This window comes from Pectobacterium nicotianae (assembly GCF_023272715.1).
Lineage (GTDB): Bacteria > Pseudomonadota > Gammaproteobacteria > Enterobacterales > Enterobacteriaceae > Pectobacterium > Pectobacterium brasiliense.
In genome coordinates this window covers 1,738,995-1,765,044 of sequence record NZ_CP096821.1, presented here as the reverse complement: position 1 = coordinate 1,765,044, position 26,050 = coordinate 1,738,995, and the positions used below count along the sequence as shown (strand labels likewise).

The following is a 26,050-nucleotide window of genomic DNA, read 5'->3' as shown; positions in this document are numbered from 1 at the left end:
ATAAATAACCGAGTGATGGTGTTCGTCATCTTTTCAAGAAAGAGAGTAACGTCCTTTCTTGAAGAAAGAGTCATTAGAACCCAAGACTATCCAGAAGATCATCAACCTGATCCTGATTGGCAACAATACCTGCGGCACCTTTATCCAACTGAGGTCCATTAAGCAGACCATCATTTGCACGCTTAGGTGCATCTGGTTTTTCTGGAATATTTTCCAGCAATACCATCAGCAGTTGTTTTTCAATCTCCTGGACAACATCCATCATACGCTTGATTACCTGACCAGTAAGGTCCTGGAAATCCTGCGCCATCATAATTTCCAACAACTGAGCATTGGTAAACGAGGTATGCTGCGGGACATCCTCAAGATAGCTACGCGTATCCGTCACTAATTCACGCGCATCTGCCAGTTCAATTGGATTTTCAAACCATTCATCCCAACGGGTTTTCAGGGATTTAGCATCCGCTTCTAGTTGGTTTTGACGTGGTTGTGCAGCCTCTACACAGCTCAGAGCACGCTCTGCCGCTTGCGCAGTCATCTGGACAACATAGTCAAGACGATCGCGGGCATCAGGAATAGCCTCTGCTGCTTCAGCTATCGCATTATCCAGACCCAACTCTTTCAAACTGTCGCGCAGCATACGAGTCAATTGGCCGATACGCGAAATGATCTCGGTTGCTGAAGCTGTGTCGTTCACGGACGGCATATGTGGCGTCATAAGATCCCCTTACATACCCAGTTTTTCGAAAATCTTACTCAGTTTTTCTTCAAGGGTAGCTGCAGTAAATGGTTTAACTACATAGCCGCTAGCACCTGCTTGTGCCGCAGCGATAATGTTCTCTTTCTTCGCTTCTGCCGTTACCATCAGCACGGGAAGGCTGGAAAGCGCGCCGTCAGCACGAATAGTCTGTAATAGCTCCAGTCCATCCATGTTGGGCATATTCCAGTCAGAAATGACGAAATCAAAAGCACCGGCGCGCAGCTTGTTCAGTGCATCTGCGCCGTCTTCTGCCTCTTCTACGTTATTAAAGCCCAGTTCCTTCAGCAGGTTACGGACAATTCGGCGCATCGTCGAAAAATCATCCACTACTAGAAATCTGAGTTCTTTATCGGCCATACCTACTCCTAAAATATTTATTGCTCACCGAGAGCTGCTTATATACGTAATGCCTGTCCGGCAGAGATTTGTGCCAACATACGCTGGCTCACCTGGTGCAAATCCACCACTTCATCGACGCCACCCATCGCAATCGCTTCACGTGGCATCCCGAAAACCACACAACTTGCTTCATTTTGGGCCAGAGTATAAGCACCAGCCTGATGGAGTTCCAACATACCGGCAGCCCCATCATTCCCCATCCCAGTAAGGATTACCCCTACAGCATTTCGCCCGGCGTATTGCGCAACCGAACGGAATAACACATCGACTGATGGACGATGCCGATTGACGGGAGGTCCATCATTTAAGCGTACTTGATAGTTTGCCCCACTACGAGCCAGTTCAAGATGGCGTGCGCCTGGTGCAATGTATGCATGGCCAGGAAGAACACGTTCCCCATCTTCTGCTTCTTTCACCGTAATCTGACATAACTTGTTCAAACGCTCGGCGAAAGACTTCGTAAAGCCAGGTGGCATATGCTGCGTGATCAGTAATGCAGGGCTTGTCGGCGGCAGGGGCTGTAATACATGCCGTATCGCTTCCGTACCCCCCGTTGACGCACCAATCGCAATCAATTTCTCACTACTTAACAATGGCGTATGCTGAATAATTTTTGTCGGCTCTGCCCCAGCGCTACGTTGCGGCAGACGCGCCTTCGCGGCCATACGAATTTTTTCCGCAATCAGTTCGCTGTATGCCAGCATCCCTTCACGGATACCTAACTGAGGTTTGGTGACAAAATCAATCGCACCAAGCTCCAGCGCACGCAACGTAATTTCTGAGCCTTTTCCCGTCAGGGACGACACCATGACAACAGGCATCGGGCGCAAGCGCATAAGCTTCTCAAGAAAATCCAACCCATCCATACGAGGCATTTCAACATCCAGTGTTAATACCTGGGGATTGAATTTTTTAATCAAATCACGAGCAACTAATGGATCTGGCGCGGTTGCGACAACTTCCATATCAGAATGGCTATTAATTATTTCAGTCATGATCTGACGCATTAGGGCAGAATCATCAACACATAATACTCTTATCTTGCTCATTATCTTTCCTTAGCCAGCCCATATACAGTTTGCCCACGCAAATAGAACTCACGACTGATCTGGCTGAAATTCTCTGAATGCCCGGCAAATAACAATCCTCCCGGCTTAAGCATCGGGACGAATCGACGGAGAATACGCTCTTGAGTTTCTTTATCGAAATAAATCATTACATTACGACAAAAAATAGCATCAAATGGCGCGGGAACGGACCAATCAGGTGCGAGCAGATTTAATTGTTGAAAATGCACCATTGACGCAAGCTCAGGGCGAACACGGACCAAACCACTATGTGGCCCAGTACCGCGTAAAAAAAACCGCTGTAGTTGCTGTGGAGAAAGAGAGCGCAACTCTTCCTGACGATAGATGCCAGCCGTTGCCTTTTCTAATACCTGAGTATCAATATCGCTGGCCCATACCTGACAACCGCTCGCTTTATTACCTAAGACTTCTGCAAGTGTCATTGCCAGCGAATAAGGCTCTTCCCCTGTAGAGGCGGCCGTACTCCAGATGGTGTAGCCATTTGGACGTTTCCTGGCATGCTCAGCCAATATGGGAAAATGGTGAGCTTCACGGAAAAACGCTGTCAGGTTAGTGGTTAACGCATTAACAAAGGCTTGCCATTCTGCACTGTTAGGATCTGACTCTAACAATGCTAAGTACTGACCGAAATCATTGATTCCAAGCAAACGGAGACGTCTAACCAAACGGTTATAAACCATCTCACGTTTGTGATCGGCCAGAACAATGCCGGCACGCTGATATATTAGTTGACTGATCCGCCGGAAATGAGTGTCCGACAACGGCAATCTGTCAACCATCTGCGTCAGAATAGAGGCAGATTCAGGGCGATTTTGTGACGGTGTACTTTTCATATCAAACCGCTCGAATAGTGTTTTTTGCTATGGTTTTTTTCAATCTGAACTTTCCTTTACAGCTAACGCAGGTTTTTATTGTCATTCGTCAGTTACTCATCGCATTACGATTAAAACTGACACTGTATTGGTAATACACCCCGCAAGTTCTGCAAACTGAACAGGTCAGCGTGTTCGTTCTACCAAAGCCACATGCTGTCGGGTGGCGTTGTCCCTCTCATCACAGCTGTGCTACCTGCTTTATTATTTGGCTTTAATACCAAAACCAGCCTCACCCCATCATATCCATAACATAAGTTACAGATTGAACAATATCATGAATTACCCTGCTTCAAAGCACCAAGTGCTGTATTACTCACCAACCTTAAGTGTGCACTGATCAATTACTCGCATCTTCATTCTTCTAAATTATGGCGAGTCAACAATCACCCAACTGCCTACATATCAGCAGTTGGGGATTAGCTCAGTGTCCCTACAGCTTGGGTTACTTATAGCCTATATCACGATTCTGATCAGAACGTTTCCCAATTATCATTTGATGAACCTTCTTTTGCTTTCTTACCGCTATTCGCTGATGAAGCTAGCAATGCAGGTTTTTGGCCCGCTGTCGCCGGTGTCATCCTTCTAAACGAACCCGCATCTTCAGAGAGGCGGAATACGGCAACAGCCTGATTCAGCACTTTCACTTGTTCTTCCAATGCAACAGCCGCAGCGGCAGACTCTTCAACCAAGGAGGCGTTTTGCTGCGTAACCCGATCCATCTCAGTTACAGCCTGGCCGACCTGATCAATACCTTTGCTTTGCTCATCAGAAGCCGAGGCGATTTCACCCATAATATCCGTTACACGAGTGACAGCACTGACGATTTCTCCCATCGTCTCGCCCGCACTTTCAACCAGTACAGAACCTTCATCGACTCGGCTGACAGAATCTTCAATCAAACTTTTAATTTCTTTCGCAGCCTGAGCACTACGCTGTGCCAAATTACGAACTTCACCCGCAACAACCGCAAACCCACGGCCTTGTTCTCCTGCTCTGGCTGCTTCAACCGCCGCGTTCAGCGCAAGAATGTTGGTCTGGAAAGCAATACCATCAATCACACTAGTAATATCGGCAATTTTTTGCGAACTTCCAGCAATATTGTGCATGGTTTTGACGACATTATCGACGACCTTGCCCCCCTTCTGCGCCGTCTCTGAGGCACTCAGCGCCAACTGGCTGGCCTGACGAGCATTTTCCGCATTCTGTTTAACTGTTGCGGTCAACTGTTCCATGCTTGCTGCCGTTTCTTCTAATGAAGCAGCCTGTTGCTCGGTACGCGATGAAAGATCGTTATTACCAGCGCTAATTTCTGTAGCACCAGTATAAATGGCATCAGCACCTTGTCGAACCGCACTAACCGTTGAAACAAACTCACTTTGCATATGGCGAATACTGTCAGCCAAAATGCCCATTTCATTGCTGCTGTGAAAGTGAGTCGTTTTTGTCAGATCGCCTTTCGCAATATGACGAATATGTTCAACAATATTATTTAGCGGCCTTATTAATAGCTGTTGAATACCAACCCAGGAAATCAGCGCTAGCGCAAAAACCAACACGATAATGAAGCCAAGGATCCAGAGCGCCGAGTCATAAGCAGCATCATTTTTAGCTATACCAGCCTGATAAAGTTTATCGTTTTCTGCTTTGTAGACGTAATACGCTTTTTCAAAATTATCCTGAAAGCGCTGAGTTGGTTGCTCAATAAATTTCTTAAATTCCCCTGCATTCAAAAACTGAATCAGTTCAGTCAATGCAGCATTCAGAGCGACATAGTTTTCTTTTACACCACGAGAAATACTGTCATCCTGCCGTGCATCCTGAGGCATTTTTTCATATCGAATGAAATAATCATTTGCCACTGCGAGTTGCTTTTCAGCAGATGTAAGAAGCTCTTTACCGCCAACGCCGGCCCCCGTACCGCTTGCATCGAGTGCAAAACGTGTGCCCGCGCGGTTAAGCGTATTACGAGTCTGTAATAAATATGACCATGCTGAATCAAGCTCGGAACGCTTTTGGTTAATAATCTGCGTTGAACTGAAGATATCCTTATCATTTTTTAATGCACTAAAGAATAAACCACCAGAAATAAGCTGAAGTGCTCCAAACAGCACTAGTACAAGCATCAGACCTGTAACAACTTTGATACGGTTAAACATATAACGCCTTTTGAGTAGACCAACCACCGATGATATCGGCATTATTCTGGATATCTTTACGAATTTCTGAACTGACAAGGATATAACTAAGGAAGGTTTTCGGGGCCACTTTCGTAGCCCCTGGAGGCCGATAGATTAGACTTTCAATACGCTATCAACCAGCGCCATTTCTTCGCTACTCAACAGTTTCTCGATATCAACCAGAATCAGCATTCTCTCGCCCAGAGAGCCCAAACCAGTCAGGTACTCTGTTGACAGCGTTACAGCAAACTCCGGTGCGGGACGAATTTGGTCTGCGGTCAATGACAACACATCAGACACGCCATCTACAACAATCCCGACAACACGCTGACCAAGGTTGAGAACAATAACAACCGTGTTGTCATCGTATTCAACATCCTGCTTGGCGAATTTAATGCGCAAGTCAACGATAGGTACAATGACACCGCGTAGGTTGGTGACACCTTTAATGAAGGAAGGTGTGTTGGCAATACGCGTTACCTGGTCATAACCGCGAATTTCTTGTACTTTTAAAATATCAACGCCGTACTCTTCGTCACCCAGCGTAAAAATCAGGAATTCCTGTCCTACTGTTTCGCCAGTTAATTTCGTGACGCTTGCAAGTCCAGTCATGTTTTCCACCCTTTATTAACGATCTGTTTTATTAAGCAGCAGTTTCAACCGCACGCTTTTCACGATTAAGCGCTTGTAACGCTGAAACATCCACAATCAGCGCAACGCTGCCATCACCAAGGATAGTAGCGGCTGAAACGCCTGGCACCTTGCGATAATTACTTTCCAGGTTTTTGACAACGACCTGATGCTGCCCAATCAGCTGATCGACCAGCAAGGCATAACGTCGACCCGCACTTTGCAGAATAACGACAATACCCTGAGTAGCATCCGTCTTAGCGCCATCCACATCAAAGATATGGAACAGTTCAACGAGAGGTAAATATTCACCACGAACCTGCAATACCCTTTCTCCGCCAGCTAACGGATACAGGTCTTCCGACTGCGGCTGCAAGGATTCCATCACAGCGTTAAGCGGTAGAATAAAGACTTCGTTGTTAACTTTAACGGACATGCCATCAAGGATCGCAAGCGTTAATGGCAACAGGATTCTGATCGTCGTGCCTTTTCCAGCCTGGAAGTGGATTTCGACATGACCACCCATTTCCTGAATATTTCTCTTCACCACGTCCATGCCGACACCACGGCCAGAAACGTCCGTGACTTTCTCAGCGGTTGAAAAGCCTGGAGCAAAGATCAACATGCCCACTTCTTCATCAGACATCGAGTCATTCACAGCCAAACCTTGAGACAAGGCTTTAGCCAGAATTCTCTCGCGGTTGAGCCCTGCCCCATCGTCGATAACCTCAATACAGATGTTACCACCCTGATGTTCTGCAGAAAGCGTCAAGTTACCCACTGCAGACTTACCTGCAGCTACGCGTTTATCTGGAGATTCGATACCGTGATCGAGGCTGTTACGCACCAGGTGCGTCAGAGGATCGATAATACGTTCAATCAAACTCTTATCCAGCTCAGTCGAACTCCCCATCAGCGTTAGTTCAACCTGCTTATCCAATTTCGCAGCCAGGTCACGAACCAATCGAGGGAAACGGCTAAATACATATTCCATCGGCATCATACGGATGGACATAACCGATTCTTGCAGATCGCGGGCGTTACGTTCCAACTGCCCCATACTGTTGAGCAGATCGCCGTGTGCCACAGGGTCGAGTTCGCTTGAGCGCTGCGCCAACATGGACTGCGTAATCACTAACTCACCAACGAGGTTGATAAGCTGGTCAACCTTCTCAACTGCTACACGAATACTGGTATCACCGGTTTTTGCTTTATTTTTTCCATTTTCCGGTGCAGCTTGCGGTTTTGCAGCAACTGGCGCAGACGGGGCCACTGGAGCGGCGGCGACGGGTGCTTCAACTACAGCCAATGTCTCTACGACTTCTGCGACAACAGGTTGGCTGGCCACAGCAGATTTGAAGCTGATTTGCTCAGGTTCAAGTACAAAACACAGTACCGCGCTAATATCGTCTTCGCTTTCAGACGTGACCAATGTCACTTCTACGCTAGTGTCAGTCTGGTGAGGATCTTTAACCGTCCCAAGATTGCCAAGCTCTTCCAGCATCTGAGGTATTTCCTGAGACTTCAGGCCAGTTAATGCGATACGCATTTCACCTTTACCTACACCGTTAGATGCAGGGCTAGCAGAGGGCGGTGTTGCAACCGACGCATCAGGCTGTGCTGCATCACCATCGGCTTTAGACTCCAGAGCAAGCTGGCGCAAGGCCTGACAGATATACTCAAAGCTTTCAGCATTGGGTTCCTGTGCGGTTTTATAAGCGTCCAACTGATCCTGCATAATGTCTTTTGTTTCCAGAAACAGGTTGATGATATCAGTGCTAAGACGCATTTCGCCACGTCTTGCCCCATCGAGTAGGTTTTCTAACAGGTGCGTAGTTTCCTGCAATACTTTAAAACCGAATGTGCCAGCGCCTCCTTTTATGGAGTGGGCTGCACGGAAAATCGCATTCAATTGCTCGGTGTCGGGTTCTGACGGATCTAACAACAATAAGTGTTGTTCCATATCGGCCAGTAATTCATCTGCTTCATCAAAGAATGTTTGATAGAAAGCACTCATGTCCATGCTCACGTGGTCACCTCTGCTGTGAATCGCGGCTTATTGAGAAGGCGTCGCCTGGCTATCGGGCGCAGCAGGCAACGCGGTGGTTGGCTGCTGACGCTCTGGAGCAGGAACTCCATTAGTTGGTTGTGGCGATGCCCCACCACTTCCACTCGTATTGTTGTTATCACTATTTTCGGCAGCCGGAGTGGTAGGTTTAGGCTTATCCAACTCCATATTTTGTAAATTTTCCACCTTGTCTATATTTACAGCAGAGCTTTCTGCATTTTCTTCTTCAATATCCTTTTGAGCTTGTCTGCTCAATACCAGCAAACTGATGCGTCTGTTAATCGCATCGTTTCCACCTGTCGCCTGTTTGAGGTTCATTGTCGCAGCCATACCCACAACGCGCAAAACTTTTCCATCAGACAAGCCCCCAAAAATAAGCTCTCGACGTGATGCATTAGCACGATCTGCGGACAATTCCCAGTTACTATAGCCACGTTCCCCTGTCGTATACTGAACATCGTCGGTATGGCCTGAGATACTCAGCTTATTAGGGAAATCGTTCAGGATAGGGGCTATCGCACGCAGAATATCTCGCATATAGGGCTCAACCTGCGCGCTCCCGGTTTTAAACATGGGGCGATTTTGACTATCGATGATTTGGATGCGTAACCCTTCATCAATCATTTCAATTAACAGATGTGGACGAAGTGCGCGTAAGCGAGGATCGGCCTCAATTAACTGATCCAGACGTTCACGCAATCTATTGAGTCGAACCTCGTCCAGTTTCTTTTCTACATTATCTGTCTTGATGGCCTTTTTCACTTCACCATCTTGCTGAGTGGGATCATTCCCCCCGCCGGGAATCGGGCTGGAACTGTCGCTTGATTTAGAACCTGAAGTTAATGCAACCTTCAATGGAGTACGGAAGTACTCTGCGATTTGGGCTAGCTGCATTGGCGTAGATATTGCGATAAGCCACATTACAAGAAACAATGCCATCATTGCTGTCATGAAGTCAGCGTAGGCAATCTTCCAGGAGCCACCATGGTGGCCCCCATGTCCAGACTTACGCTTTTTGCGAATAATGGGATGCTGATGTTTCATGCGTTACTGTCCGACGCTTGCTGAGTCGGCGATTTCACACGACGAATGTGTTCTTCCAATTCAGTAAAGGAAGGACGCTCCGTTGAGTACAGCGTTTTACGACCAAATTCAACGGCAATTTGCGGAGCGTAGCCATTAAGGCTCGACAGTAAAGTGACTTTAATGCACTGCAATACTTTGATTTTTTCTGCATTTTTTTGACGCAGCAACGCGGCCAATGGGGAGACAAAGCCGTAAGCAAGTAAAATCCCCAGGAAGGTACCCACCATGGCGTGAGCGATCATCATTCCCAACTCAGCTGCAGGCCGGTCAACATAAGCCAGTGAGTGAACAACCCCCATCACGGCAGCGACGATACCAAATGCAGGAAGACCGTCACCCATCATCGTCAAGCTGGACGCTGGCACTTCACTTTCATGTTCAATAGTCTCGATCTCTTCATCCATCAGCGTTTCAATCTCAAACGCATTCATGTTGCCGCTGACCATCAAACGCAAATAATCGGTAATAAACTCAACAACGGTGTTGTCAGCAAGAATATTCGGATAGCTCGAGAAGATTTCACTCTCGCGAGGATTATCAATATCAAATTCCAGGGAAAGCATGCCTTGCTGGCGGGATTTGGCCATCACTCTAAAGAGTAAGGCCATGAGGTCCATATACAGTGCTTTATTGTACTTGGAACTTTTGACCAAAAGAGGTAGTGCACGTAGCGTTGCTTTTATCGCCTTTCCATTGTTACCAACGATGAAAGCACCTACCGCCGCACCACCGATGATCAGCAGCTCCGAAGGTTGATAAAGCGCACCCAAGGCCCCACCGACCATGAGATAACCGCCGAGTATCGAGGCCACAATTACGATATAACCCAATATAACCAGCACAAGAAATCCTTATAATAAAAAAGGTGGGCGGAAAGAGAGATAAAACTGCGGAGCCGTAGCCAGGACGTTCTAGAGGAAGAAATCTATCACCGCCTTCACAACCAACAGTGATAGATTCACAAATCGCTACAGGCTCAGACTGCGTGTTTTACCTGTTCATCCAGCAGTTGAGGTATTATATCGGCAAGATTTTGCGAAAGTTTACGCCTTTTTACCGCTCTGGAAGGGGGTTGGCACAAACTACAAACAAAACTGTTTTTAGGTTGATGAGCGTGAGTAATGAACATCCCTTTGCAGCAATTGCATGACGATAGTTGCAGCATACCGCTGTCAACAAAACGGACTAATGTCCAAGCCCGCGTCAATGCCAACAGTGGAGAATCGCTCTGAGGCGCACACTGTTCCAGGTAAAGTCGATAAGATTTAATAACCGCTTCAACACCGCTGCACTGCCCATTCTTGATTAAAAAACTGTAAGCGTTGTAGAACATTGATGAATGAATATTCTGTTCCCAGGTCATAAACCAATCCGTTGAAAAAGGTAGCATTCCCTTGGGCGGCGGACTTCCTCTAAGTTCTTTGTACAGTTTAATCAAACGTCCGCGACTTAACTGAGTTTCACTTTCCAGCATCTGTAAACGAGCACCGAGCGAAATGAGCTCCATCGCCAATTGGATGTCTTTCGCCTCCTGAACAATACTTTTCTCCGCCATTACTTATGCCCTTTTCTTAGGCAGGTTTTCTTCTTTCGAAGTTAACTGTTGTAATAAATGACTCGACAACAAAATCCCCGTATGGATTTGTTGTAAATCATCCACACGTGATTCCTGAGTCAAGACTTTGATTGTATTGTGATCGTTAAAACGAAAATGGCATATCAGTTGGTTAGTTTCTGCCAATTTCACCATCTGCGGTAAAGTCAGTTGCATCAAGATATCTGCCATCTCGTCATTGATTCCAAGACGAAACATCGCAGAAGCTTTTTCATCATTAATTAAGCGTTGCGCCAGTAACAAATAAGACAGATTAATGTCATAAATGTGTTTGAGTAATTCAGAGGTACCCATATTTCCCATCCCGACAGGCTATGTTTAAAACATAAGTTAGGTGATAGACCATATCGCCCAGTTCGAAAATCACTCTCCATTGATGGCATAAAAAACTATCGGTGCCAGATACTGCGAGTTACTACTTTATCATTTCTTATTCGGGCAATCGTTACTTGCCAACTTTGCGCATCACGCTGAGAATCCGTTCATCCGTTGCTTTTTAGTTCCACCCTGAAGACTCGCTTCAACCAAAGCATAGGATTAATCCTAAAACAGCGCAACTGTACCGCCTAATCCATAGCACATACAACGCGACGGAAGAATGATTTTGGCCATTATGTGACACAGATCACACAAATGAAAGCATTATGAGCTAAACCCTGTCTGGTCAGATCACTTTTATGCCTATTTTTCCGCCAAAATCGCACACTAAACGTTACAAAAAAGAGCATTGAAAATAATAAAAAAGAAACAATTTGCTTGCTATATAAATGATAGATATACAAAAAATCCCTTGAGCCCAGAACACACTCCGTTATGTAAGTTTATACCTTTCACGAAAAACTTACACTTTTTACCCAAAAAACTCTTAACCACATGTTATGAAGCAACATTTATCTATCCTCTGCCAGTACACAGTCGCAACGACGACAAAGCATACCGTTCTCGCCGCAAAAGGTGGTTAAACATTACTGTATTGATATTAAAGAAATTAGTGATTGTCTGGGATTCAGTACAAGCACTACAGCATGACGTTACTCGCGGCTTCAACGATCTCAAACATCACGCTACAGACAGTACCTTTAGGGGGATAGGTGAGCTGGGGCACAGAGGCATTTACCGATCGCTTTTAACAATTCGATTAACCAGCCAAATACCTGAGCATACCAGGACCAGTGCAAAGAAATATTTCCACTCCAGAATGCTTTCATTAAGAAACAGTGCTGACAACAGCGTACCAGAAACCGGGATAAGGAAATTAAATGGTGCGACCATACCGACCCGATTATATTTCAGCAATTGGCTCCATAATGAAAAAGCGACTGAAGAAAGCAAAATAAGGTAGCCTAGCATCAGTACAGCTTTCCAATCAGGTATGATGAGTGTCCCGCCAGTACAGTACCCTGATATCGTTAAAATGATCCCGCCAATAGCCAGTTGGTAACCGGTCATTACGGTTGGATCCATCGTTTGTGATATACGCTTACCATATATAGTAGATGCAGACAAAATAAATGCGGCAATAACAACGAACCCATCACCTAACAGCGTAAAACCAATATTCATTCCGTTGCTGTTGATATTAACAACCATTACACCGGCAAAACCTAATATACAACCAATTAGCTTGTTGATATTTAATTTATCATTTTGGTATAAATAATGAGCAAGCAGTACACTGAAAAAAGTACTGGTTGCATTCATGATCGAACCTTTAACGCCGGTGGTATAAGCCAAACCGATGTAGAAAAAAACATATTGTAACGATGTCTGGAATATTCCCAGTGTGGTCAACTGAACTAACTGCCCACGCTGAAACCGCCCGATGGAACGTCCGCTTAACACTGCGAGTACCAAAAGCAACAGCCCAGCGAACGCGAACCGGTAGCCTGCAAAAACGAGTTTCCCAGGAATATCATTATCTGCAATGTGAAACAGCTCATAGCCATTTTTAATTGCCGGATAAGCACTTCCCCAGAGCAAACAGCATAATGTGGCGATAAAAAAAACAACTTTTTTATCAGAAAAAAAATGCGTGCGCTTTTCCAAGAAAAATCCCTCCGAAGATAGATTCGCCATAATAGCGTTGAACCTCAAACAAATAAAGTTAGGAGGTAGACTCTTTATTTTTTATTATCAATCTGTATGATTTCGCATCACGTATTTCTCTTTTCTTTTTAAAGAGTTAAAAACGTGATCGGGATCGCATCGAATTTGATTAAGGTTTCTCAATATATGCCGATTATCTTTTACATTGGTTGTTTAGCTAATGAATTGTCATTAATGTAGACACTAAAACCTAAACGCCAATGCCGCAGCGAGTGGCATGGTAAATCATAAATTCCTGAGAATGAGCGAATGGATATGAAAATAACGTCAAGGTCTGAGCAGCACGCCGAGGCCGGCATGCTGAGCAATTTACGGCTAGTTCCCTTATTCATCATTATTCTGGGTGGTATCATGCTGTTATTTGCAGCATCTATCGGCACATCCAGCTATTTTCTACAAAGCAGCAATCAGTCATTAGACGACGTCACACAAGAAATCGATACCCGAATGGGGATCTCAAACAGTTCCAACCACCTTCGCACCGCACGTCTGCTGCTCATTCAGGCCGCAGCGGCTGCTCGTATTGGCGACTCTCAGGTCTTCAATGACAACCTGAAACAGGCTGAGCAGCGTCTGGAACAATCAAAAAAAGCCTTCCTTGTCTATGAACAACGCCCGGTTAAAACACCTCAGGATATGGCGTTGGACGGCGATCTGCGTAAATCCTATGACGCTTATGTCAATCAAGGCCTTATGCTGATGCTCACAGCAGCAAAAGAAGGGCTGTTTGAAGAGGTCATCACTCTCGAATCCGAAGAAACCCGGGTTTTAGATTTGGCCTATAACAAATTTTTGCTAGAGGCTGTCGCTTACCGCACGCAAAGAGCGAAAGAGTTAAACGAAACAGCGCATAAAAATGCACTGCTTGGATATTCGTTGATGGGCGGCAGCTTTGCGCTGGCCACCATTTTAACGCTTCTGACGTTCTTCCTGCTGCGCAGTATCCTCATCAAACCAATAAATCAATTGGTCCTGAGAATTCAGCGTATTGCGCAAGGCGATTTGACTCAAATATCGGACCGTTATGGCAGGAATGAAATTGGCACGCTAGCCAGCAACGTTCAACAAATGCAGTCTTCTCTGGTCACTACTGTCACTACCGTTCGGGAAAGTGCAGACTCTATTTATCAAGGTTCTACGGAGATTTCATCCGGTAACACCGACCTTTCCTCGCGAACCGAACAGCAAGCCGCAGCGCTTGAACAAACTGCGGCAAGCATGGAGCAATTAACCGCAACCGTGAAGCAAAACTCGGAAAATGCACACCATGCCAGCCAGCTCGCGGCAAATGCTTCAGGAAAGGCCAAACAAGGCGGTGAGATCGTTGCAAACGTTGTGAACACGATGAACAGTATTTCAGGTAGCTCAAAGAAAATATCTGAAATTACCAGCGTTATTAACAGCATTGCTTTCCAAACGAATATTCTCGCACTCAATGCGGCGGTTGAAGCAGCCAGAGCGGGAGAACAAGGTCGCGGTTTTGCCGTCGTAGCGAGTGAAGTTCGCAGCCTCGCACAGCGCAGTGCACAAGCCGCAAAAGAGATAGAAACGCTGATTTCTGAATCGGTAAATCTGGTCAACAGTGGCTCTGTTCTGGTTGATAACGCGGGTCAAACCATGAAAGAGATCGTCGATGCCGTCACTAACGTCACCGACATCATGGGGGAGATTGCTTCTGCTTCTGACGAACAAAGTCGGGGAATTACTCAGGTCGGTCAAGCGATATCCGAAATGGACAGCGTGACACAGCAGAATGCTTCGCTCGTGCAGGAAGCCAGTGCTGCAGCGGCATCGTTGGAAGAGCAAGCAGCATTGCTTACGCGTGCCGTTGCGACATTTAAGTTATCCAGCCATTTATCAAATAACCATTCAGCTCCTGTTCGGCCAAACGCTCTCGCCACTAAGGACCGTTCATCACTCGCCCTGCCCCGCCAGGCTAATACAGAAAACGGTAACTGGGAAACGTTCTAATACAGGGGAAAGCAGCAATCGAATGCCCCGGAAGCTTACTCAAGTAGGTGACCGGGGTGAGTAAGAGAAGCCAACGCACATGCAGCTTGAAGTATGACGGGTATAACAGCGAGCATTGTTCAGCGGGACAATGCTCGTATATCGGCATGTTTCCCTTTACTCTTTTTCTGGCAAGATCTTTGGCTCAACAAACGTCCCATCTTTGCTGTCAACCTCATTAAAAAACCAGATGCCAGCAGGGTAATCTTTTAATGCAACTAAATACATAATCCCTTCTTGAAACGTTTCTACAGCAAGAATCGTCCCTTCCCGGCGCGTCTTTCCATCAGTTTTAACCGTAACCAGATCATTAACTTTCATAAATTTATCTCAAAATAGCTTCTAACATCAAAAAAACAGCATTATCATTTACGACTACGGTAGGAATAGTACCTGCATGAAATGATTAATTTTATTTGTTTTTAACAACGCCATATTGACCCTCTCTGTCATTACATATCAATTATTCAGGCAAAAATTGATCGTTTCTATCCTAGTACATCCGACATATTCGCAAAAGAGATTAAAAGTTGAACGAACTATTGAACGTTAATGAACAGAGAGATAACGGTGAGTCAGACTACAATCAAGTCATAACATCAGAATGGATGCAATTGATAGCCACAACCTCACAAAAATCTTTTAATCTACTGCGAACCCTCGCCGATCAGAAAGCCTCCGACTTTGCTGACGCGTTCTACTCCTACATGCTCCAAGATCAAGATGCTTCCCTGTTTCTTTCCAGCCAGCAAGTCCACGATCGACTCCATGGTTCGATGAGCAAATGGATAGTGGATATTTTAACGAATACCGGAGATCGCCTGGCTGACCTGATTAATCATCAAAAGAAAATTGGCCAGATTCATGCGCGTATTGGTATTCCCGTCGATCTGGTTGAGCGCGGAGCCCGGCGTTTAAAATGGCACCTTTATGAAGACATCGCACAGGTGGCAGAGGATAAAACGCTATGCTTTGATGCCATGCGTTTTGCCTCTATCTCTATGGATATTGCCATTGAGATAATGAGCAAAACCTATTCACAGTCGCACGATCTGGCAGCCAAAAATGAAGAATCCTATCGGCTATTTTCTATTCTGGAAAATGCCAGCATGGAGAGAGAGCGTCAAAATGCATCGCTGCTAAATTGGGAAAATGCCTTTATTTTTAGTGTCGCCACTGGTACGCCTCTTTCCAGTATCCAGGACCTGAGTGATTCGGAGTTTGGCCTGTGGTTTAACCATAAGGGAAAATCCAGTTTCAGTAATATTCAGGGTATACGCACTATCGCCTCAATCATGACGGAAACGGATGACTACATTCGCGGCCATAGTACTACCACACTACTGACACAGCAGGATTACGCCCCGCTACTTAAAACGGTCAGAAGCAAAATTTATAAAATAAATATGCTGCTGGGATCGCTATTTGACGAAGTCCAAAAACTGGAAAGCGGTAAGGATACGTTGACCCTTCTGTTAAACCGTCGCTTCCTGCCAACCATTCTTAGACATGAAATATCGCTGGCAATGCACTCAAACACCTCGCTCAGCATCGCCATGATTGATATTGACCATTTTAAAACCGTGAATGACACATATGGCCATGCCGCTGGCGACAGTATCCTGAAAAGGATTGCAGAAGTGCTCTATGAGAGCACGAGGAACAGCGACTATGTTTTCCGTTACGGCGGCGAAGAATTCATGATCGTGCTTATTGAAACGCCTAAAGTCGCCGCCCACACCATCATCGAGCGGCTGAGGAAGAAAATCCAGGATCACCCTATTTATCTTCAAAACGGTGAAAGCGTTACAATGACCATAAGCGCAGGCATCGCTGTCTATAGCGGTCATCCCGATTATGAATGCTTGATAAAGGCAGCAGACGATGCGCTCTATCAGGCCAAGGCCAACGGCAGAAACAGGATCGAATACGCGCCGGAAGAATAATCATTTTATCTCGTTGCAAACCTGCGCTTCAGGCCATAGCTGAAAAGAATAGCCCGCTATTCATCATCGCAGGTTTGCACCATTCCCTCACCAAACAGATGAATTCCCCTTCATTGAACAAATTCACAGCATGAAAACGATAAACCAACGATTTTACTAACCAACTCACCAAAAATTTGATACATATTCAATAAATAAGCATGATCGTCGACAATATGTCATGCAGTGAATCTTTTTATAGTTTGATCTTATTTTGCACAAGGGAGGAACGAGCATTGCAGCGACAGCAGGTTTTATCGTCACGAATTTATTCCATTGGGTACGATCCAAAGACGCACAACCTTGAGATAGAATTTCATAATAAAGATATCTATCAATATGTTGGCGTGCCTGAGTCTATCTATAAAAAATTTATTTCTGACGCTGTCGTCTCTAAAGGCCGTTTCTTTGATGGCGTGATAAAAGATAAATTTTTGTGCCGTAAAATCAGATAGATAAGAAATAGCCAATAACAACGCTGGGATTTGTCGCCGTTCCTTAACGGCGATGTAAAACGTCGCTTTACGCCACATCGATTTGCTAGTTAATCTCTCGCCGCCTTCCCGTTCCACTATCACAACTAATCCGGTGAATTAAACATACATCCAGGTGGTATCTTTTCGATAACATCCCTTCAGACTATGTGAGTATCTATCCTGTCTAACTATGGAGAGTTCATATGATCACATCGGATATTCAGGGGGCGAATCTTTTATTTTCCCAGACCAGTAAGCACGCTATTGCGCCAAGTGAAGATACTTTCAAAATGGCACTTGAGAAAGCAAAGGATAGCGGGCAAATCTCCAGACACGAACCCAGCGCTAAAGTTGAGCCTCAACGCTCGAAAGCAGCACAGGAGTTTATGGACTGGGTCTCCATGTCTCATGAAGAAAGATTATTCTTCTCCGTACTCGCCTCCATGGGAATATCCAAGGAGCAATACGAGGCAATGCCAGTAGAAGAACGCATGGCATTGGATCTCAAAGTACAAGAACGTATAAAAGAAATGGCGGAACAAGGTCAACAGCTCGCGTAATGACAACAAACACGCCTGTTACAGAGATAGGGTTAGCCTCTTAGCACCATAAATCTAGCCGCTCGACAAGTCATTAAGCAAAAAATCCAGTAACGTACGTGTGCTGGTAGGTAAGTATTTGCGTGAACAATATAACGCATAGACCCCCAACTCAGGCAATGCGTAGTCTGTCAGAACGCGAACCAGTGCGCCGGTACGAAGGTAAGGGTCCGTCGTAAAAGCGGGTAAATGAACAATGCCCTCACCCGCGAGCGCGGCATGCAGAAGCACCATACTATCATTCGCTGCAAAGTTGCCCGTAACGCTCACGTCATCCATTACCAGATCTACACCGTCAGCCGATGGGGCTTGGAATCGCCAGACACGACCAAAACGCGTGTGGTACAAGCAGTTGTGTTGCCTGAGATCGTCTGGCCGTTGGGGCGTTCCGTTACGTGCCAGATAATCGGGCGCGGCGCAAACGACAGAAGCACAGCGGCTCAACTGGCGTGAAATTACCGTCGGATCGAGTTTGTCACCAACATGAATAGCCAGATCAATACGCTGTTCCACCAGATTCACTGACGCATCCTTTAACACCATCTCAATGGAAACTTTAGGATATTGGGCGGAGTAGCGCCTCAGCGCATCGGCCAGATAGGATTGGCCGAATGAAATATTACTAGCAACCCGGATCAAGCCATTAGGCTCTTGGCTTTTACTCTCAAGAGCAGCACCAATATCATCATTCAACGCTAAAATTTGTCGACAATAGGACAAAATCTCGCTTCCGGCACTCGTCAATCCCAAACTGCGACTGGAGCGATGCAATAGACGAACGCCGAATGCTTTCTCCAATGATGCGATATAGCGCGTAGCCATGGCACGCGAGATGTCCAGCTTGTTCGCTGCGGCAGTAAGGCTCCCTAACTCAACCACATCTACAAATACCTGCATGGCAACAAAGCGGTCCATAAATCCTCGTATTGTTCGAAATATGCAACGTTAGTTTGCATTAATTCGTATTTATTCGTCCGAATTTCGCAACTATAGTCTGGGCTTTACTATCTAGACAAGAGATAAAGAATGAAGAACCAACGTCTTACACCTCTGGCTACTTTCTTACTTTTATTCAATATGGCTGCTACGGCTCACTCGCTCCCTTCACCGGATGCAGAAATAAATAGCACCACCATCCCCACACTTACAGGATGCGGTCCATCATCAACCATCAACCAACTTTTCAGCCAATTTGGCAGCAGCGGCAAAATGCCTGCGGAACTTGGACGTTGGCTGAATGATACAAAGGCACAGACTGTCGAGCCCTACCAAGCCTTCGACAATGTTTATTATGTCGGCATTTGCTGGGTCTCAGCCTGGCTTATCAAAACCAGTGAGGGCCCGGTACTTATTGATACGCTGTATGGTGAATTTACGGATCAGCTAATCGATAATATTAAGAAAATCGGCGTCGACCCGGCAGAGATCAAAATGGTACTGCTGACACACGGGCATTTTGATCATGTAGGTGGCGTTTCTAAACTCAAGGCGCTAACCAATGCACGCTTTGTCATGTCTGAGGAAGGTTGGAAGGAAGCACTGCTGGATGCGAAAAATACACAGGGCAAACCTAACGCGTGGACGATACCTGCTCCTGCTGCCACAGATATTTTGGTGAAAGATGGTAGCGCGTTAACCATTGGTGATACGACATTTCACGCCTACATGACGCCCGGTCACACTTGGGGAACCACATCTTATGTATTCGATGTCAAAGAGGGAAATAACACTTACCGCGCTATTACCATTGGTGGATTAGGTCTAAACGCTATCGATAGTCCACAGCAGGTTGAAGCCTATATTCAAAGCATCGATCGCATCAAAGCAATGGTAAAAGACACCAAACGCCCCATTACAGTCCATCTCACCGCACATCCTTTCAGTAACGGTCAAATTGAAGTGCAAAATCAGCTAAAAGTACGTCAGCCTGGCCAGCCTCACCCTATGGTGGATGCAAACGGATTGCTCGAACAGCTCGCTACGCTCCGCGCTAATGCTGTAGAAAGACTCGCGGTTGAACAAGCTCAGATTAAAAAGTAAACGTTTAGAGGAAAGAAATAGCCCTTCTAGATAAGGGAGATGAGCCGAAAAAAGAAAAGATTAAACTCCTGACCATCAGCCAAGCGAGATAATACCTGCCGTCAAATTCCGATGATTGGTGGTCAGAATAAAAAGCCCAAATAGTGCATATCTAGCACTAATGCAAAAAACATATTAGGAAGAATATTAGGAAAGGGATTTTCAGGCACAAAAAAACCGCCTCTCGGCGGTCTACGACATTGCACATAAGTGCTTGTTTTAATTCTTTTTAAATCAATGGTGCCGGGGCGGGACTTGAAAAACATGCCATCAGCATTGTATTTAAAGGATTTACCTTAAAATATAACTAGCATGTACCCGCATTTGTACCCACAGCCTACATTGCTTCATTCCCTACCCTGCCGTTCGCTACGATACCTAGCAGTGACGCCAGTTGTTGAACTGCGACAGCATATTACAAAGACTGGCTATTGTCAGCCTATCTACCGACCCAGTTTTCTACGCGCAATCCTGGCACACGCTCAAACTCACGCACATTGTTCGTTACCAGTATCAAACCTGCTGACCGAGCATGACCCGCTAGCATGGCATCATACGGGCCAATGGGTGTTCCTTGTCTTGCCAGTTCCGCACGAATTTGCCCAGTATGCACGGCAGCGTCAAAACCGTAGTTTTGAACTTCGAGACGCGCAGAAAACCCTTCAATCACGGCAAGATTCTTTTCTGGATTTACCGATTTCTCCGCACCATAAATCAGTTCCATCAATGTGATAGAACTGATAGCAAACTGCCCGTAATGGCGGTAGAAAGCATCCCTGACTTCTTGCGGTTTGTTCTTGATAGTGTAAATACAGATATTGGTATCAAGTAGATATTTCAGCATCAAAAATCTTCCCTGACCTGCTCATCGGGTTGCTCTCTGGTGATCACGAAGTCAGGTGTTACGCTCTCCCCTTCAAACCAACTATCCCAGCTTTCGCCTGCCGGAGTAATGATACGTGTGCGACCAATCGCAACGATATCAACCTGCTTCACATCATCCGGCAGTGCAACAGCTTTAGGGAGTCGTACCGCCTGACTGCGATTGCTTTTAAATACTGTAGTTTTTTCCATGGCAGTCTCCTTGGAGAAATTTTGTGCTATCGATAGCATAGAATATTGATGGGATATGTCAATGGGATATACCTATGTGACATGATTGGTTAATCACCTCGCAGCCAACATCCCTGGATAATGTTTGGCGATAATGTCGTTCATCTGATCGATCAGGTCGGGGCGTTTAAAGGTGAGATGCCCCGTGCCTTTCTGAAAGTAACGCACACTGAAGAACTCATCCTCGTATTCCTGCTTGTGAGGATTATCGCGGATATGGTCCATCAGCCGGATGGTGACATCGCCTCGGTTGTCGGGGATCGGTTTGCCATCCAGCAGATACAGCATACGCTCTAGATCGGCCAGTTGATCGCGTCGCCAGCCCCAGTTCAGACCAAAGCCCCAACGGTTGTAGGTCACCAGATTGTTGATAATGATTCTCTTGCCGAAGTAACAAGGGTGATTGGTCTTGTAATCCCACGATAACCCTTTGAATACGTTAATCACACCTCGCTCAAATACCTCCTGCTTGCTCTGGTGAAGTTGCTCAAAGGTTCTGAGAATATTGGCTTCGCTGATAGTCGGTAGCTCCCCCTCATCCAGATTTTTGTGCCACTGGCTGCGGGCTTCGGCATCCATCAGCGACAGCATGCCGGATTTCAGCATCAGGTCGCGCCAGATATTGCGATCCAACGTGCGGGTGATGGCTGGCATCGCCTTGTTGGGTGCTTCTGTTAGCCAGCAGTCGTAGCGATGCCCCTGCTTTAACGCCCAGTCTTCAGCGGTGCCGCCACCAATAGTCGCTGTTAGTGTTGAAATAACCTGTAGCTGGTTGAGGAGCTGTTCTATCTGTTGCAGCGCGGTATCACGTCCGGTAACGATACGTTCGATATTGGTCGAGCAAATCAGCTCGGTGTGTTCGGTCAAAACCTCGGGTTCAGTTTGCATAGTTTGTGGTCCATACATAAAAGCAAATGCACCAGCCGATAAGGGCTGGCGCATTATGCATCGGGGAGAGGAATAAATAGATTTGGTGCGATGTGACTGGAAAGCCGCTCGCAATCTTTATGCCTTGAGCAAGCCGGTAGCACGTCTGGCACGGAGAACATCCACGGCGGTAAGAAACGGCGATTGCTCCTGCCAGTTAAAGCCGTTGCGATCGATACGCACCAGTTCGTATTTTTCCACCAGAAAATTGACGGCATTGACCAGCGTGACGCCAGCATCGATATGCGCCTGAATCACGTTCTCCTCGCCGAACGGTGTGTCATTCAGCGTGAGGCCGTAGTGCTTTTCCAGCAGGTAGGTCAGCAGTTGTTGCCAGACGGTTATAGGTGACGGACAGGGGTTATCCTCCCGTGGCGGGATTGCAGGTGTTGTTTGCATGTGAATACTCTCTTCAGGTTAAGTCGATAAAATCAGGGAAATGTTCAGAATGGGGAAAGAAACTGCGGGTTATTGTGTTGCCGCTGAAGAGGGATAAATAGCAATATACACGTAGCCAACACTGCCCAGCGTATCGGCTTCACAGATCCATTCGTTGCAATGCAGCGTGACGCAGTTCTGCTGACGAGGATTCAGTTCACCCGTGCGTAGTTTCCGCTCCAACTGCTTAATCTGCTCAGGGAAGACGTGTTCCAGATTACGGGCTTCTGCCTTGCTAAACGTACCGATAAAGCTGGCCCGGTCTGCCAGATAGTGCAGACGGTTACCTTCCTGCACCAGTCTGGCTCCGAATCGCGGCGTGACAGCACACTTTAATCCCCATTCCGAGGCCTCTATTGATGACATAATGTTTTCCTTATAAGAGTTCAGCGGTAAGAGTGATCATCACAACCAGCCACGTTCAGCAAACGACACAACTTCAGCGCCGCCGACAACCAGATGATCGAGGACTCTGACGTCGAGTTGTGACAGTGATCCCTTCAGCTTGTCGGTGATATGGCGGTCAGCCTGACTGGGCTCGGCACAGCAGGAAGGATGATTGTGTGCCAGTATCACGGCGGCGGCGTTATGACGCAGCGAGGCTTTGAGGATTTCACGCGGATGCACTTCGGTACTGTTGATGCCGCCCAGCGCGATAATTTCCTTTTCTATCAGACGGTGTTGGTTATCCAGGTACAGCACTATAAAGACTTCGCGCTCCAGACTGCTGAGTTCCAGCATCAACCAGCTTTTGGTGTCCTCAGAGGTTTTGAACTGTCGCGCATTTTTACGCACGCGTTTTTCCAGCAGGCACAACGCCATCTGGATGATGCGCTGCTCTCTGGACGCAACGCTGCCTGCCAATGAATTACATGACATGATGATTCCTTATCTAAACGATGGATGATGAAAAAGAAGGATGAAATGGATGACAAGAGCACAATAAATACAATGCCCCGCGCAGGCGCACGAGGCATCAGAACCGTGAATAAGGTCAGTCGTTATTCCACCTGGAATTCCCATATGCCCTGATCGGTCTCGACAATGATTTCAAGGACATTACAGGCGGCTCCCCAGTTTTTTGACTTAAACGTTGTTTCAAAAGTGCTGCCGAAGCGGAGTCGAACGGGCTTCCAGGATTCTTCGGAAAGGTGCTGGCAATTTCCCCGATTAACCGCAATGTCTTTGACGACGACAGAATCTGCCAATGCCGTCACGGATATCCTTGGATAATAGGGACCGGCATACCAGTTCCCTGAGGCAATACGGGTTTGCACTCTGACAGGCGCTTTTTCTGCAAAAACGCTTAGCGAACACAATCCCAGACAGAGCGCGACAAATGCTTTTTTCATGATATTTTCCTTTATTCGACAGGCTCGGAGCCTTCCGATGACCAGAGGCGGTACACTCAACGATGGCTGAATGTCAGCGTGTCCTTTTTGCCGTTGTAGTGAGTGAGGTTAAGCGTGGTGGTGTTGGCATCATGGGTACTGTCAACCTTCACTATTTCACTGCAATCCTTGAGGTCAATCGCCTTGATCTCAGGTGTGGGGTTCGTTTTATTGACGGCATACCAGTTCCCTGCCGGGCAGGCCATCCCGGCACTTTGCGCCAGAAAGGCGTAATACGGCGTATCGGTCAGACGGGTATAAAGGCTGGCGGTATCCGCGCCCTGAACCAGCACATCCTTACCGCTGTCACCGCAATTCCGGCAGAAAAGCTGGTCCTGCGTGTTTCTCAGTATATGTGCCTGATACGCCAGAACCTGGTTATTCATCTGGAAACGGTTTTTCTCTCCATTCTTCCAGGTGACAGTGAGCAGCGTGTTGTTTTTGTTTTCCGTCACAGACACCTTCGCTACAGCCGATAAATCAGAGCGGTCATCGTCAAACTCAATAAAGTGAACGGTGGGCGACACGGCATATTTATCGATGTAATAAAAATCGGGTGTCCGGTTAGCGGTGTAAGCAGGAATGGCATCATTCAGTAGGATGGTATAGCGCGTCATGTCCCATAACTTGCTGTACTGATCCGTTTTATTTTTATAGCCCTGTGGATAGTCAGAAATAAAGAAACTGTCTTTCCTGTCGGGTCCACAGAGATGGCAGACCATATGCCCTTCGCTGTCGGTGATAATTTGCGGTTCATTGTCAGCAGGCTTTGCCTGTACAGACAGAATGGGAAGAACCATCAGGGAGGCCAGCAGCATTCCACTGCATGGCAGTGCAGGTTGTGTTTTCATTGTGGTTTTCCTTCGGAAGGGCTCTCGGTTAAAAACCGGCCCATCCGCCAACGGTATTGATGATAAAAAGCAGGCAGGCCATAAAAATCACCAGCGTGATATACCAGCGCATAAAGCGGCCAAACAGCTTCAACAGCGTTCGCATATTATTTTTCTCTGCAAATCAGGTAATACAACAATCCGGCCAGTAACGGGTCGATGACCATACCCAAAATGAACCAGCCCCAGAATGAACGACCGCTGCTGGATGCCACGCATCCCAGCACGATTGCCAGCCCCACCCAAAGCAGTAACAACGGCATCATTGCCCTCCAGACGCATACGCGTTACATGAACATGTTATTGATTCATAAAAGTAAAAAAGTCTCAGAATGGAATGTCGATTTTATAGCGGGGAGAAATGGCGGTATAACAAATCAATTCGATCGGTTCGATCGACAAAATCGATCGGTGACGATAAAGAAAACTGATGGGAAGCAGCAAAAACGTTAGTCGAAGAAGAAAGACCACACGGCATTTGCCACTCTGGCAACGGAATGGGTGACGCCATGCAGCACCTGTTTTGCTACCTGAGGCAACGGCGCGTGGTCAATAACCCAATCCACCGCACTGACTACCGTGTCCGAAAATCCAGCCCGGGCCTGCTCTATCGCGCTTTCGCTTTTGTGCTCAGCACGTAAATGCGGAATGACCGGACTGCGAGCCTGCTTTGGGAGAAGGGTTATCATGGCCTCCACCATCTTTCCCAGTTGATAACGGCCTTTAACGGAAAGCGGTAAAATGTTCTCTGCCACGATACCGAGTTGTTGCCCGATAGCCACCCGCTTTTGTGCCATATGTTCCCGTTGCCTGGATGATGGCTGCGCAGAGGCCCAGTGCCATTCTTCACTCGGTTCAATCTTGTCGACCTGATTGAGCAGCCAGAGTATCGGCGTGTGCTCACCGTTCACGGAGCCGAACACATCCCGATAAAACTGCTCCTCGGCAGAATAGGCGCGGTCATCCGCCTTCAATACCCACAGCACCATATCCAGCTCCGGCAACAGGGATTGATACAGTGCGCAATATTCCTCATCCCGCTGCTGACTTTCACCGACACCCGGTAAATCAACCAGCGTAAGATAATGACGCCCAAAACGCAGACGAATGCGTTGTGGCTCACGGGTACAGGCTGCGACAGCATTCACTGCGCAGACTTCGCTGCGAAACAGCGCATTACATAAGCTCGATTTTCCGACGCCGGTTTTGCCCATAATGCCAATCACTGGTTCATAGGTGACCAGTTGGGTCAGCTCCTGCATAAGAGCGTGACGTAACGAACGGGGATAGCGCCGCAGATGGCGGCGGATCAGGGAATAACCTGACGATTTTTTCATA

General features: G+C 46.7%; 29 protein-coding genes. 5 read left to right on the top strand and 24 right to left on the bottom strand.

Annotated features, from left to right (window positions below; all coding sequences use genetic code 11):
* Positions 1-73: 73 nt before the first annotated feature.
* From cheZ to MYB54_RS07825, 12 genes are all read right to left on the bottom strand, one after another.
* Positions 74-718, bottom strand: coding sequence for a protein phosphatase CheZ (cheZ, locus tag MYB54_RS07880; protein WP_014915916.1), 645 nt, complete (start codon positions 716-718; stop codon positions 74-76).
* Positions 719-727: 9 nt separating this feature from the next.
* The gene (cheY, locus tag MYB54_RS07875; protein WP_010279519.1) at positions 728-1,117 is read right to left on the bottom strand and encodes a chemotaxis response regulator CheY; all 390 of its coding nucleotides are present in this window, start codon (positions 1,115-1,117) and stop codon (positions 728-730) included.
* A 38-nt stretch (positions 1,118-1,155) separates the two neighbouring features.
* The gene (locus MYB54_RS07870; RefSeq protein WP_039273419.1) at positions 1,156-2,208 is read right to left on the bottom strand and encodes a protein-glutamate methylesterase/protein-glutamine glutaminase; all 1,053 of its coding nucleotides are present in this window, start codon (positions 2,206-2,208) and stop codon (positions 1,156-1,158) included.
* Entirely contained in the window at positions 2,208-3,080 is an 873-nt protein-coding gene (gene cheR / locus MYB54_RS07865) for a protein-glutamate O-methyltransferase CheR (protein WP_014915918.1), read from the bottom strand. The genes MYB54_RS07870 and cheR overlap by 1 nt, the downstream gene beginning before the upstream one ends.
* Before the next feature lie 512 nt (positions 3,081-3,592).
* Positions 3,593-5,278, bottom strand: a complete 1,686-nt coding sequence (locus tag MYB54_RS07860) for a methyl-accepting chemotaxis protein (protein ID WP_248721780.1) — start codon at positions 5,276-5,278, stop codon at positions 3,593-3,595.
* A gap of 135 nt (positions 5,279-5,413) precedes the next feature.
* Complete coding sequence (gene cheW / locus MYB54_RS07855) at positions 5,414-5,911, bottom strand: chemotaxis protein CheW (RefSeq protein ID WP_010279509.1); 498 nt, start codon at positions 5,909-5,911, stop codon at positions 5,414-5,416.
* 31 nt (positions 5,912-5,942) lie between these two features.
* A complete protein-coding gene (cheA, locus tag MYB54_RS07850) occupies positions 5,943-7,946 on the bottom strand; it encodes a chemotaxis protein CheA (protein ID WP_205542181.1) in 2,004 nt (667 codons plus the stop codon).
* Positions 7,947-7,985: 39 nt separating this feature from the next.
* Positions 7,986-9,041, bottom strand: a complete 1,056-nt coding sequence (motB, locus tag MYB54_RS07845) for a flagellar motor protein MotB (RefSeq protein ID WP_014915922.1) — start codon at positions 9,039-9,041, stop codon at positions 7,986-7,988.
* The gene (gene motA / locus MYB54_RS07840; protein WP_014915923.1) at positions 9,038-9,925 is read right to left on the bottom strand and encodes a flagellar motor stator protein MotA; all 888 of its coding nucleotides are present in this window, start codon (positions 9,923-9,925) and stop codon (positions 9,038-9,040) included. The genes motB and motA overlap by 4 nt, the downstream gene beginning before the upstream one ends.
* A 134-nt stretch (positions 9,926-10,059) precedes the next feature.
* Positions 10,060-10,638: a flagellar transcriptional regulator FlhC gene (gene flhC, locus MYB54_RS07835; RefSeq protein WP_005970730.1), complete on the bottom strand. Its 579-nt coding sequence runs from the start codon at positions 10,636-10,638 to the stop codon at positions 10,060-10,062.
* 3 nt (positions 10,639-10,641) lie between these two features.
* Entirely contained in the window at positions 10,642-10,992 is a 351-nt protein-coding gene (flhD, locus tag MYB54_RS07830; protein ID WP_014915924.1) for a flagellar transcriptional regulator FlhD, read from the bottom strand.
* Between the two features lie 819 nt (positions 10,993-11,811).
* Positions 11,812-12,744 (bottom strand): DMT family transporter, encoded by a 933-nt coding sequence (locus MYB54_RS07825; RefSeq protein WP_039520120.1) that lies wholly within the window; start codon positions 12,742-12,744, stop codon positions 11,812-11,814.
* 309 nt (positions 12,745-13,053) lie between these two features.
* Between MYB54_RS07825 and MYB54_RS07820 the strand changes: the two genes are divergently transcribed.
* Entirely contained in the window at positions 13,054-14,775 is a 1,722-nt protein-coding gene (locus tag MYB54_RS07820) for a methyl-accepting chemotaxis protein (RefSeq protein ID WP_248721779.1), read from the top strand.
* 156 nt (positions 14,776-14,931) lie between these two features.
* On the opposite strand, the gene dsrB is transcribed toward MYB54_RS07820, so the two are convergent.
* Complete coding sequence (dsrB, locus tag MYB54_RS07815) at positions 14,932-15,135, bottom strand: protein DsrB (protein ID WP_014915927.1); 204 nt, start codon at positions 15,133-15,135, stop codon at positions 14,932-14,934.
* 209 nt (positions 15,136-15,344) lie between these two features.
* Between dsrB and MYB54_RS07810 the strand changes: the two genes are divergently transcribed.
* From MYB54_RS07810 to MYB54_RS07800, 3 genes are all read left to right on the top strand, one after another.
* Positions 15,345-16,760, top strand: coding sequence for a diguanylate cyclase (locus MYB54_RS07810; protein WP_040033970.1), 1,416 nt, complete (start codon positions 15,345-15,347; stop codon positions 16,758-16,760).
* 275 nt (positions 16,761-17,035) lie between these two features.
* Entirely contained in the window at positions 17,036-17,254 is a 219-nt protein-coding gene (locus tag MYB54_RS07805; RefSeq protein WP_010279476.1) for a KTSC domain-containing protein, read from the top strand.
* Positions 17,255-17,478: 224 nt separating this feature from the next.
* Positions 17,479-17,835, top strand: a complete 357-nt coding sequence (locus tag MYB54_RS07800; RefSeq protein ID WP_052235227.1) for a hypothetical protein — start codon at positions 17,479-17,481, stop codon at positions 17,833-17,835.
* Between the two features lie 54 nt (positions 17,836-17,889).
* On the opposite strand, the gene MYB54_RS07795 is transcribed toward MYB54_RS07800, so the two are convergent.
* A complete protein-coding gene (locus tag MYB54_RS07795) occupies positions 17,890-18,789 on the bottom strand; it encodes a LysR family transcriptional regulator (RefSeq protein ID WP_205563835.1) in 900 nt (299 codons plus the stop codon).
* Between the two features lie 111 nt (positions 18,790-18,900).
* Between MYB54_RS07795 and blaCAR the strand changes: the two genes are divergently transcribed.
* Positions 18,901-19,914: a CAR family subclass B3 metallo-beta-lactamase gene (gene blaCAR, locus MYB54_RS07790; RefSeq protein ID WP_248721778.1), complete on the top strand. Its 1,014-nt coding sequence runs from the start codon at positions 18,901-18,903 to the stop codon at positions 19,912-19,914.
* A gap of 478 nt (positions 19,915-20,392) precedes the next feature.
* Here the strand turns inward: blaCAR and vapC are convergent, their stop codons facing one another.
* From vapC to MYB54_RS07740, 10 genes are all read right to left on the bottom strand, one after another.
* Positions 20,393-20,797 (bottom strand): type II toxin-antitoxin system tRNA(fMet)-specific endonuclease VapC, encoded by a 405-nt coding sequence (gene vapC / locus MYB54_RS07785; protein WP_198339801.1) that lies wholly within the window; start codon positions 20,795-20,797, stop codon positions 20,393-20,395.
* On the bottom strand, positions 20,797-21,027 hold the full coding sequence (gene vapB, locus MYB54_RS07780) for a type II toxin-antitoxin system VapB family antitoxin (RefSeq protein WP_248721777.1): 231 nt from the start codon (positions 21,025-21,027) through the stop codon (positions 20,797-20,799). Before vapB ends, vapC begins: the two co-directional genes overlap by 1 nt.
* Before the next feature lie 93 nt (positions 21,028-21,120).
* Positions 21,121-21,954 carry a DUF4942 domain-containing protein gene (locus tag MYB54_RS07775; protein WP_248721776.1) on the bottom strand — a complete coding sequence of 278 codons (834 nt, stop codon included), beginning with the start codon at positions 21,952-21,954 and terminating at the stop codon, positions 21,121-21,123.
* Between the two features lie 117 nt (positions 21,955-22,071).
* Entirely contained in the window at positions 22,072-22,392 is a 321-nt protein-coding gene (locus MYB54_RS07770) for a TA system toxin CbtA family protein (RefSeq protein WP_039311757.1), read from the bottom strand.
* Positions 22,393-22,461: 69 nt separating this feature from the next.
* Positions 22,462-22,797, bottom strand: a complete 336-nt coding sequence (locus MYB54_RS07765) for a type IV toxin-antitoxin system YeeU family antitoxin (RefSeq protein WP_248721775.1) — start codon at positions 22,795-22,797, stop codon at positions 22,462-22,464.
* A 39-nt stretch (positions 22,798-22,836) separates the two neighbouring features.
* On the bottom strand, positions 22,837-23,310 hold the full coding sequence (gene radC / locus MYB54_RS07760) for a RadC family protein (protein ID WP_248721774.1): 474 nt from the start codon (positions 23,308-23,310) through the stop codon (positions 22,837-22,839).
* 122 nt (positions 23,311-23,432) lie between these two features.
* On the bottom strand, positions 23,433-23,783 hold the full coding sequence (locus MYB54_RS07755; protein ID WP_116238250.1) for a hypothetical protein: 351 nt from the start codon (positions 23,781-23,783) through the stop codon (positions 23,433-23,435).
* A gap of 56 nt (positions 23,784-23,839) precedes the next feature.
* Complete coding sequence (locus MYB54_RS07750) at positions 23,840-24,673, bottom strand: hypothetical protein (RefSeq protein WP_248721773.1); 834 nt, start codon at positions 24,671-24,673, stop codon at positions 23,840-23,842.
* A gap of 146 nt (positions 24,674-24,819) precedes the next feature.
* Positions 24,820-24,978, bottom strand: coding sequence for a hypothetical protein (locus tag MYB54_RS07745; protein WP_155242703.1), 159 nt, complete (start codon positions 24,976-24,978; stop codon positions 24,820-24,822).
* 183 nt (positions 24,979-25,161) lie between these two features.
* The gene (locus tag MYB54_RS07740; RefSeq protein WP_248721772.1) at positions 25,162-26,049 is read right to left on the bottom strand and encodes a GTPase family protein; all 888 of its coding nucleotides are present in this window, start codon (positions 26,047-26,049) and stop codon (positions 25,162-25,164) included.
* Position 26,050 lies beyond the last annotated feature (1 nt).